Source organism: Bacteroidota bacterium, assembly GCA_018831055.1.
Taxonomy (GTDB): domain Bacteria; phylum Bacteroidota; class Bacteroidia; order Bacteroidales; family B18-G4; genus M55B132.
The window spans coordinates 1-10325 of sequence record JAHJRE010000093.1 but is presented as its reverse complement, the minus strand read 5'-3'; the positions used below and the strand labels follow the sequence as shown (position 1 = coordinate 10325).

At 46.9% G+C, this 10325-nt stretch carries 9 protein-coding genes; 3 read left to right on the top strand and 6 right to left on the bottom strand.

Annotated features, from left to right (window positions below; all coding sequences use genetic code 11):
* Positions 1-117: 117 nt before the first annotated feature.
* Positions 118-438 carry a hypothetical protein gene (locus tag KKA81_05700; protein ID MBU2650409.1) on the top strand — a complete coding sequence of 107 codons (321 nt, stop codon included), beginning with the start codon at positions 118-120 and terminating at the stop codon, positions 436-438.
* Between the two features lie 166 nt (positions 439-604).
* Here KKA81_05700 and rsmA read toward each other — a convergent pair whose 3' ends face one another.
* From rsmA to KKA81_05670, 6 genes are all read right to left on the bottom strand, one after another.
* Positions 605-1396: a 16S rRNA (adenine(1518)-N(6)/adenine(1519)-N(6))-dimethyltransferase RsmA gene (gene rsmA / locus KKA81_05695; GenBank protein ID MBU2650408.1), complete on the bottom strand. Its 792-nt coding sequence runs from the start codon at positions 1394-1396 to the stop codon at positions 605-607.
* Entirely contained in the window at positions 1386-3275 is a 1890-nt protein-coding gene (locus tag KKA81_05690) for a tetratricopeptide repeat protein (protein MBU2650407.1), read from the bottom strand. Before KKA81_05690 ends, rsmA begins: the two co-directional genes overlap by 11 nt.
* 4 nt (positions 3276-3279) lie before the next feature.
* Positions 3280-4551, bottom strand: a complete 1272-nt coding sequence (gene serS / locus KKA81_05685) for a serine--tRNA ligase (protein ID MBU2650406.1) — start codon at positions 4549-4551, stop codon at positions 3280-3282.
* A gap of 87 nt (positions 4552-4638) precedes the next feature.
* On the bottom strand, positions 4639-4911 hold the full coding sequence (rpmA, locus tag KKA81_05680) for a 50S ribosomal protein L27 (GenBank protein ID MBU2650405.1): 273 nt from the start codon (positions 4909-4911) through the stop codon (positions 4639-4641).
* 25 nt (positions 4912-4936) lie between these two features.
* Positions 4937-5356, bottom strand: coding sequence for a 50S ribosomal protein L21 (gene rplU / locus KKA81_05675; protein ID MBU2650404.1), 420 nt, complete (start codon positions 5354-5356; stop codon positions 4937-4939).
* Between the two features lie 74 nt (positions 5357-5430).
* Complete coding sequence (locus tag KKA81_05670; GenBank protein ID MBU2650403.1) at positions 5431-6327, bottom strand: DMT family transporter; 897 nt, start codon at positions 6325-6327, stop codon at positions 5431-5433.
* Between the two features lie 162 nt (positions 6328-6489).
* Here KKA81_05670 and KKA81_05665 point away from each other — a divergent pair, with 162 nt between their 5' ends.
* Both KKA81_05665 and KKA81_05660 read left to right on the top strand, forming a co-directional pair.
* On the top strand, positions 6490-9513 hold the full coding sequence (locus tag KKA81_05665) for a choice-of-anchor J domain-containing protein (protein ID MBU2650402.1): 3024 nt from the start codon (positions 6490-6492) through the stop codon (positions 9511-9513).
* A 427-nt stretch (positions 9514-9940) separates the two neighbouring features.
* Positions 9941-10325 (top strand): aldehyde dehydrogenase family protein (locus KKA81_05660; protein ID MBU2650401.1); only part of this gene is annotated, 385 nt, incomplete at its 3' end.

Genomic DNA, 10325 nt, shown 5'->3' with positions numbered 1-10325 from the left:
TGATGTCGGAACTGACCAGCGAACCGATCAATACTCTTCTCTCCCGAAAACGCTATGCGGTGCTATTCCTGCGCAAACATCTGAAATTATTGTATCAACAACTTAAAAATCAGTAAAATGAAAAGGAACAAGGTTTTTTTTATCGGAAGGTTCATCGTTTTTGGAATCGCTATCGCCGCTCTGGTGGTATGGATCATCATGCTACTCTGGAACTGGCTGGTACCAGAGCTTTTCAACGGACCACAAATCACTTACTGGCAATCGGCCGGAATACTTCTACTGTCGAAGATTCTTTTCTCAGGTTTTCATAAACATTCAAACGATAAGGGTAGTCACGACTACTGGAAACGGAAGTTCATCAGCCACATGAGCCCTGAAATGCGCGAAAAAATGAAATCCAGAATGGAGGAAAAACTGGATACAGCAGATAATCTCTGATCCGTTAGATCCGAAAAAGCAAAGATCAAAGCACATCTCCTAACCCACATTGTCTGACATTCGACAATATCTCATTGCACATTTAAAACAGGCAATTTCCAAATTCAATTGTCAATTGTCAACTGTCATCCCGATTTTCATCGGGATAAAACTGTCAATTACTAATTTATTGGGTGTTAAATATCTCGTTGCTATATCTGATAAACTCCTCCACCTCCAGTTGTTCTGCTCTTTTATCCAGGATATGCGGAGGAATAACGGAAAGATCTTTTCCCAAAGGCTTCAGCGCGTTGCGAAGTGTTTTCCTTCGCTGGTTAAAGGCGGTTTTGACAAAGGTCAGATATCCTGCTTCATTCACAGGCAATACAGGTCTTTCAATACGTGTCAGGCGCATCACTCCCGATTTGACCTTGGGTGGCGGCGTGAATACCTGCTCCGGCACCGTGAATAGATATTCCGTTGTGTAGTATGTCTGCAGCAACACACTGAGTATACCATAGGTTTTGTTCCCATGCGGTGCTGCAATCCGTTGTGCCACCTCCTTCTGAAGCATGCATATCACCGACCTTACCCTGTCTTTGTAATCCAGTATCCTGAAAAATATCTGACTGGATATGTTGTATGGGAAGTTGCCGACAATCTGAAACGGCACCTGAACATACTGATTAAGGTTGGTTTTCAGAAAATCATCGTATATGATCTTGCCCGAGAAATCGGGGAACATATTGCGCAGGTACTCAACCGCTTCTGCGTCGGTTTCTATGAACCAGGAATCCCAATGGCGGTTTCTCAGGATATACTTCGTAAGCATCCCTGTCCCCGGCCCAACCTCAACAATATGATGCGGTTCTTCGGGAATAGCCGCAATGATCTTACGGGCGATGTTCTCATCGTGAAGGAAATGCTGACCAAGGGATTTTTTGGGCCGGATCATGGTGTTTTCCGGATTAAATATCATCACCGCGTAGCTCACGGTATTTTCTTCTTGCTTCCACTGTGAAGAGGCTGCCCGGGTAATTCAGCAGTATTTGCTGATAAAGTTCCATCGCCAGCGCCTTATTACCGAAATGTTCTTCCTGCAGCCTGGCTCTCTTGTACAGGGCATCATCAGCCAGGATGTCATATCCGAAATTTTTCACCAGATGATCCAGGAGGCTGTCCGCCTGATTATATTCTCCTTTACTCATCATGATCTCCGCTTTCTTCATCAGGATATCGTCGAAAAGAGGATGGAAGAGATTGACCTGATAAATGGAATCCAGGGTCTGCAGCGCGAGGTCCGGCTTATTCTGATACAACAGCAGGTCGGCACGGGCATAGTATGTCAACCCAATCGTGGAGCTGTCGGCGTCTTTGTTATCGCCGATTAGCAGCGAAAGCTGCATGGCATCATTGGCAATCAGCTTGGAAGTGGCGGCTTTCAGCACATCCAGCTGGGCCTTGGCCCATTCAAACTCACCGATGTAAAAGGTAAGCTTTGCATTCTTCAAACGGGCTTCATGACCAACAGGATCGTTCTTAAAAGCTTTTTCTACCTGTGAATATAAAAGCGTGGCTTCCCAAACCTCACCCATGAACAAATAAATATCTCCCAACTCTGTCTTGCATTCGGCAACCTGCACCGGAGGTGCTCCGGGAATAACAATGGCTTCCTGCAAGGTCTGAACTGCTTCATTAAGCTTTCCTAGATAAAACGCCCTGATATGTGCCAGATCCTTCATCAGTTCAATGGTCTCCGGGTATTTGCCAAAGGTGGCCATGGCCTCTTCGTAGTCTTTTTCCAGGATGAGCAATTCCTGCTCATCGTAACCCAATCCATTGGTGACCTTAAGGTACTTCGACTTCAGCAAGCCGATAAGGCCCGGTAGATAGTAGAGATTGTCTTTTCCTTTCGACATCACATAGGAAAATGCCTCCGATGCAGTGACATAATCCTTGTTGTTCAGACATATCCTCCCCAGGTCAAAAACCCGGCTCCCGTCTTCATTGTACCTCCTGTCAATCGATTTTGCCTGCACCAGGGCAAACCCAAAATCACGCTGCTGTATCGACAACCACATAAGTAGTTCGGAATATTCAATATTATCAGGGTCTTTCTGGCTCCTCCTCAGGAGCGATGTCCAGAGATAATCGGTGAATGTCCCTTCTTCATCATCGTACATCATGCTTTGAAGCTGGTTCTGAATGCGGGTGAGAGATGACGGGTTTTCTCCCGCCTCATCCAGCAACTCGTCCGTCATTTCGTTGTAATTGCCCCCAAGTTTATATAGATTCGCCAGCTCAATATGGAAGCCATATGCACCCTTTAGCAGCTCTCTTCCGTGTTTGTATGCAGCAATGGCTTTATCCATTTGTCCCCGCAGGTAAAAGGAGTTAGCTAATTCACTGATCAGCGCCTGGTTGGCCGGAAGCTGCTCAAGTGCTTCGTTGAAGGTTTTATCGGCATTACGGGTATCACCCATTTGTGTGTAAACATATCCCTTGTCTACCAGAAATTTCAGTTGCCCCGGGTAACGTTTGATCTGTTTGTCGGTGAGTTTTACCGCTTCGGAGTAATCTTCCAGCTGCAGAAGACAATAGAGGTAAAAGGTGTAGTAGTAGTGAGTAGGGTTTTTCCGGTAAAGCTTTTCATATAGCTCCGCGGCTTTGTCGTATTCCTTGTTGCGGTAATATTCCGAAGCAAGCCGCTCGTCTTCATCAATCTGCCTTGCATTCTGCGAAGGTTGTGAGCGTTGTATCTGAATCTGAGCCGGCGAAAAGAGAGGTGTCATGACCAGTATCACCAGCCATAGGATGAAAAGGTACAATGTCGATACAACAGTATTATTGTTTTTCATTTGGTTATCCTATCCTATCAAACCCGGTATACGACCTGAGTATTTCAGGAATGATAACGCCGCCGGGGGTCTGATTGTTTTCCAGGAGGGCTGCTAAAATCCTTGGTAAGGCCAAAGCGCTGCCATTTAGGGTATGCGCCAGAAAAGTCTTGCCGTTTTTGTCTTTTATGCGGAGCTTCATCCGGTTCGACTGGAAAGTCTCGAAATTCGATACACTGCTTACCTCCAGCCAGCGTTTCTGGGCCGCCGACCATACCTCAAAATCATAGGTAAGAGCCGAGGTAAAGCTTAGGTCCCCGCCACAAAGCTTCAGGATACGGAAAGGCAGATCAAGCTTCCTGAGTAGTCCTGCAACATACTCCCGCATCTCTTCCAAAGCTTCATAGGATCTGGAAGGATGTTCTATCCTGACAATCTCCACCTTGTCGAATTGATGCAATCGGTTCAATCCTCTTACTTCTTTGCCCCAGGATCCTGCTTCCCTCCGGAAACAACTGGAGTAAGCAGCGTTTTTAACAGGAAGCTCGTCTTCCTGGAGGATCATATTGCGGTAAATATTGGTAATGGGTACTTCTGCTGTTGGTATGAGAAACAGCTTGTCTTCCGGCACGCTATACATTTGCCCGTCTTTGTCGGGAAGCTGCCCGGTGCCGAAAGCCGAGTCTTCGTTTACCATCAAGGGTGGCTGGTATTCCGTATAACCAGCTTTAATGGCTTCATCCAGGAAGAAGTTGATCAGGGCTCTCTGTATCCTTGCCCCCTTGCCACGGTAAAAAGGAAAACCGGCACCGGTGACCTTATTGCCCAACTCAAAGTCGATGATGTTGTATCGGGAAATAAGATCCCAATGTGGTACGGCACGATCGTCAAGCTGTATCTCTTCACCCTCCTGGAAGACTTTCTCATTGTCTTCCGCACTGCGGCCGCCCGGAACACCAGGGTGCGGCATGTTGGGAACCTGCATCAACAGGTCTTCCATTTCCGTTATCAGCTTGCTGAGTAGCTCTCCCAACTCCTGTCCCTTCTTCTTAAGGTCAGTCGTCTGCTCCTTCATCCTCGCTGCTTCTTCGGCTTTGCCCGACTTGAATAATATCCCTATCTCTTTTGAAATCCTGTTCGATTCGGCAAGGATATCATCATTCTTCTTTTGTGTCTCCCGGCGACGGGTGTCCAGATCCAGAATGCGGCCTATGATCTCCTCTGCCTTATAGTTCTTGACGGCTAAACGCCGGATGACTTCTTCCTTGTTTTCCCTGATAACGTTAATTTCCAGCATGTTAAATATTATTGGAGGTAGAGTGCAAAAATAAAAAAATCCCGGACTGTGCCGGGATTTCCTTCATTATTATATTTTCTGCCTGGCTTAGGCTTCGTTTTCCGTGCTCAGCGGTACGATATTCACAAATGACTTATCGTCGCTTTTCTTCCTGAATTCAACCGTTCCATCAACCTCGGCATACAGGGTATGGTCTTTTCCAATTCCTACATTCAGTCCGGGATGGTGTTTGGTGCCCCTCTGCCTTACAATGATGTTTCCTGCTTTGGCAAACTGGCCTCCGTAAATTTTAACGCCCAGTCGTTTGCTTTCCGATTCACGGCCGTTATTTGAACTTCCTGCACCTTTTTTATGTGCCATGGCTTATGAATTTAAATATTTTATACTATGATTGTGTGTTTTCTCCGGTCTCCTCGCTTACTGCCGGTTCTGCTACTACCTCAGCCTTGGGTTTCCTGGCTGCCGGTTTTGATTCCTTCTTCTTTTTGCCGCCCTGCTCAAGAATATCCTCGATGAGGATCCTTGTCATGTACTGACGGTGTCCGTTGAGCTTCTGGTAACCCTTCCTGCGTTTTTTCTTAAATACCAAAACCTTATCGGCCTTCAGGTGCTCAAGTATTTTTACCTGGACCTGGGCTCCCTGGATCACGGGCGTTCCTACCACAACCTTTCCGTCATTATCTATCAGAAGGACTCCATCGAATTCGACCTTGTCGCCTTCGTTACCTTCCAACCGGTGGACAAAGATTTCCTGGTCTTTGCTGACCTTGAACTGTTGTCCTGCTATATCTACAATTGCGAACATATACAATTTATATTACCTGAGCTTACAATTTTGGAGGTGCAAAGATAGAAAAAAAAATCAATTCAAAAAGTATTTCACGTATTTTTTGTTTTGAATTTCCGGTTGACAAGGTAAACCCCACCCAGGATCAACGCTATCCACAGGATATACTGCGCTTCAAACTTTTCTCCGTCGAGGATGCCCCAAATAACGGCCATGATCGGAATCATATAGGTAACCGAAGAGGCAAAGACCGGAGTGGTGATCTTTACCAGGCGGTTGAAGGCAAACATGGCCAGTGCCGTCCCGGCTATGCCCAGAATGGCGATATAACCCAATCCTGACAAAAACCTGGGATTTCCGGAAACCTGCTCCAGGAAAGGTGTCCCTGCAAAGAGGTAGATCATCACCGGTATCCCCGTGAAGAAAAAACTGAAAGAGGTAATGGTGATCACGTCTTCTTTGCTTAACTTAAATTTGATCAGGTTGACACTGGTAGCATAACACATGGTCGCGATAAGAATATATACCGCATACTGCACGTTGAATGTCAGATTGTGCCCTCCGCTGATACCGGTCAGCCCTACTGCACCGGCCAGGGCAATAAAGATCCCGGCCACATTTAACCATCCGGTCTTGAACCGGAAAAAGAAGACCGATATCAAAAGAGTGAACAAGGGCGTTAGTGAATTCAGGATGCCCGCGAGGTTGGAGTCGATTCCCGTTTGTGCCCTGGCGAAAAGAAAAGCTGGTAATCCATTCCCGATGATACCCACCAGGATAAGATATAATGTATTTTTCCGGTTCAAATACCTAAATCTGCTGGCCGCAAACGGAAGCAGGAACAAAAAAGCTATACTGATACGCAAAGCTCCTACTTCCTGAAAAGAAAATATCTCAAGACCTCTTTTGATAAGGATAAAGGAACTGCCCCAAACCAGGACCAGAGAAAGCAAAATAATCCATGCTAAAGCTTTGCTGTTCAGCGGCATAACCATGCAATTTCATCTTAAGGCAAAGAGGCAAATGTAATGCTTAATACTATCGGACTGTATTAAATATCATAAAAATTAAACGTATATACGGTTTTTATTTGATTTATATTTTTTTATCTTTGCAAGGATAACTTAGTTACTAACCAAAATTTTTCAGTTATGAAAAAAACTTTCCTATTACTGGTAGTCTTTGCGTTTGTGGGTTTGATGACTCAAGCCCAGACCATTCAGACCCTTTACCAGGATGATTTCGATTCCTATACAGCCGGGCAGTTTATTGCCCAGGAAAACCCCACCTGGTGGGATACCTGGAGCGGAGCCCCCGGAACAGGTGAAGATGGTCTGATTTCCGATGATGAGGCTTTCAGCCCCTCCAATTCCGTCCTGGTTGATGAAACCGGTGGCGCTACCGACCTTATCTCCCTCCTGGGAGACAAAACAGCCGGGGTTTATGAGGTCTCCTGGCAAATGTTCGTTCCCGCAGGTTTTGCTGGTTATTACAATTTCCAGCATTATCAAGCCCCCGGGATCGAATGGGCAGTTGAAGTTTATTTTAACGCCGACGGTACAGGTAACCTCCTGGCCAACGGAGACGATATCAGCTTCACATACACTCCGGATACCTGGTTCCTTGTTGAGAATTACATAGATATTGATGGCGACATCGCCAAGATCTATCTCGATGGTACCATGATCCACGAGTGGCCCTGGGCAACCCAGTCCGGCGGTGGCGCCGGCGCTGCACAACTTGGCGGTATCGACTTCTTTGCCGGTGCGCAGGGAAGCGATGTACCCAAGTATTATTTCGATGATTTCGAATATGCCCAGATCTTCGAACCGCTTTATTGCGACGATTTTGAAACCTACACCGTTGGCGGTTACATCGCCGAACAGAATCCTACCTGGTGGGATACATGGAGCGGCGCTCCCGGAACCGGTGAAGATGGCATGATCAGCGACGCTCAGGCATACAGTGGATCCAACTCCGTCCTGGTTGACGAAACCGGCGGCGCTACCGATCTTATCCTCCTGCTTGGTGACAAATCATCCGGCGTCTATGAAGTCAACTGGTTCATGTATGTCCCTTCAGGTTTTGCAGGATATTTCAACTTCCAGCATTATGAAGCACCCGGTATAGAATGGGCCGTTGAAGTTTACTTCAATGCCGATGGTACCGCCCTCCTGAATGCTAACGGAGAAGATATCAATTTTACCTATTCCCAGGATACTTGGTTTGAAGTGGTTACTCATATCGATATCGATGCCGATGTAGCTGAGATGTATGTCGACGGTACTATGGTACACACCTGGCCCTGGGCTACACAGGCCAGCGGTGGTGCAGGTGCTGCTACCCTCGGCGGTGTTGACTTCTTCGCAGGCGCACAAGGCAGCGATGTTCCTATGTATTACTTCGATGACCTTTGCTATCTGCAACTTGGCGGCTCTACCGACCCGCAGATCATGATCTTCCCCGATCAGTTCTCCGTTCAGCTGGAGCAAGGACAGTCGGTTGACGAAATCATGACCATCGAAAATATCGGCGGCGCTGAACTGGTTTACGACCTGGCCATCGTTTATGACCTTGGCACAGACCGTACTCCGCTTGTTAACAAACCGCTCAGGAGCAAATTCAACATCCCCTTCGAAGCCGGCGTTATTCACAATGCCAATAATACCCTGGCTCCGGCCGATGATGTTGTTCTCCACTACGACGATGATTCACAGGTAGGTAGCACCGTGGGCCTTACCGCCCCCGGCGACTGGGAAGCTGCTGCTATGTTCCCGTCATCCGCTATCGCTCAGTACGCAGGTATGGAACTTTCTGAAGTTAGGGTTTGGATCGGCGATCCGGATCCGGCTGACGAATTTAAAGTGAAAATCTATGGCATGGGATCAACTTTAGTTAGTGGCCCGCTGCTCTATGAACAAACTTTTACTCCATTGCTGCTCGCCGACTGGAACACCATTACCCTCAATGACCCCGTTCTCATCGATGGTCAGGATATCTGGGTTTCCATTTATGTTAACCAGACAACCCTTACTCATCCGATCGGTACCGACGAAGGTCCGGCCAACCCATTGGGCGATTACATTAAAACTGGTGTGGGTTGGGGACATATCTCTCCGGGAATCCCGAAGAACTGGCATATCCAGGCTACCCTCACAGGTACCGCCATCGCCAACTGGCTCACCGTTGATCCTAATTTCGGAACCGTGGCTGCCGGAGCATCAACAGATGTTACACTGACCATCAATTCCGCAGGTCTTGATGTTGGCGGATACCAGGCCAGCCTCTGGGTTCAGAGCAACGACCCGGAACATCCGGAAATCGAAGTGCCCGTCGTTCTTGACGTTACCGGTGGATCAGTTACTTCGTATTGCATCGACTTCGAAAACCTCCCGGATTTCACACTTGATTTCGGCGACTGGACAGCTCTCGATGTTGACGGATTACCGACATACAGCATTACCGATTATACTTTCCCGGGACAGAATGAACCCATGGCTTTTATCAATTTCGTACCTTCCATGGTTACCCCGGCGATGACAGAACCTGAAATTCAGCCGCATACCGGTGATAAATTCGGTGCCTGCTTCGCAAGCGTTGAGTCACCCTGGAATGATGACTGGTTCATTTCTCCGCAGATCGAACTGGGTAATAATTCGGAATTCGTGTTCTGGGTTAAATCCTATACCGATGCCTATGGTCTCGAGAAATACAATGTCGCCGTATCAACAACAGGAATGGAACCCGCAGATTTCACCATCCTCAACGCCGCAGTTCTCGAAGCTCCGGTTGAAGCATGGGAACAGCAGATCTGGGATCTTTCCGATTATGACAACCAGACAGTTTACGTCGCTATCCAGTGCGTATCCACCGATGCTTTCATCTTCATGATCGACGATGTTTGCGTTAATACCTCACCGACAGGAATCAACGAGCCTTCTTCCGAAGCTCAGTTCGTGGTATTCCCCAACCCGGCCAATGACTTTGTAAGCGTTCAGGCTAACAATGCAATCAGGCAGATCAGCGTATTCAACTACGTCGGACAGCTTGTTCAGCAGAATAACGCCGGTACCAGCGTTTACACTCTAAATACAACCGGATGGCAAGCTGGTGTCTACTTCATCCAGATTGAAACTGCTCAGGGTATTTCTACCCAGAAAGTTATTATAGAATAAAACTGTTAATTCAGGAAGATAAAAGGGCTGTGGTTTCACAGCCCTTTTTTTTATGTAGTTTTCCATATAATCCTGTTTGCGTTTTCATCGTACCCACCCCCCGGCCCCCTCCCTGCAAGCAGAGGGGGAGTTCGCTAATTTAATTTTTCGAAAAATATATATAAAATCAGGATGTTTAAAAAATGGGCAATAGGATTAGGCGAATCAATAGTTATTGTTTGTGAAGAAAAAATACTATCTGTTTCTCAAAAAGTATAATTAGCCCTCCCCCCCTCCCTGCTCGCAGGGAGGGGGCCGGGGGGTGGGTATAAAAGATGATACAAAGATTTGAATATGGAGCCTTTTTTACTTATTTTGCAGTGCAACCCGATGGGTTGTTGACATGTCTTTTATTTTGAAATTCAATTAGATTCGTGGTTCTGACGTTATGATCAATCAATTTGAAATTTATGCCGGTGGCAGTTTTATCCAAAGCGATAATCCTGTTACCATTTTTAATCCCTACGATGGCAAAACTGTCGGGATTGCCTGGCTCGCTTCCCCTCAAATTCTGGAGGAGGCCATCCTTAAAGCCCAATCTGCCCGGGAAGCCATGAAAAACCTGCCTTCATTTGTAAAAAGCAGGATTTTGAACAGCATAGCAGAGGAAATCGAATCAAAAATCGAAAATTTTACGGGTATTTTATGCCGTGAGTCGGGTAAACCCTGGAAATACGCCAGGGGAGAGGTACAGCGGGCGATTCAGGTGTTCCGTGTGGCTGCTGAGGAATCCAAAAGGCTCCCAGGGGAATTTATCTCTATCGACTGGACCC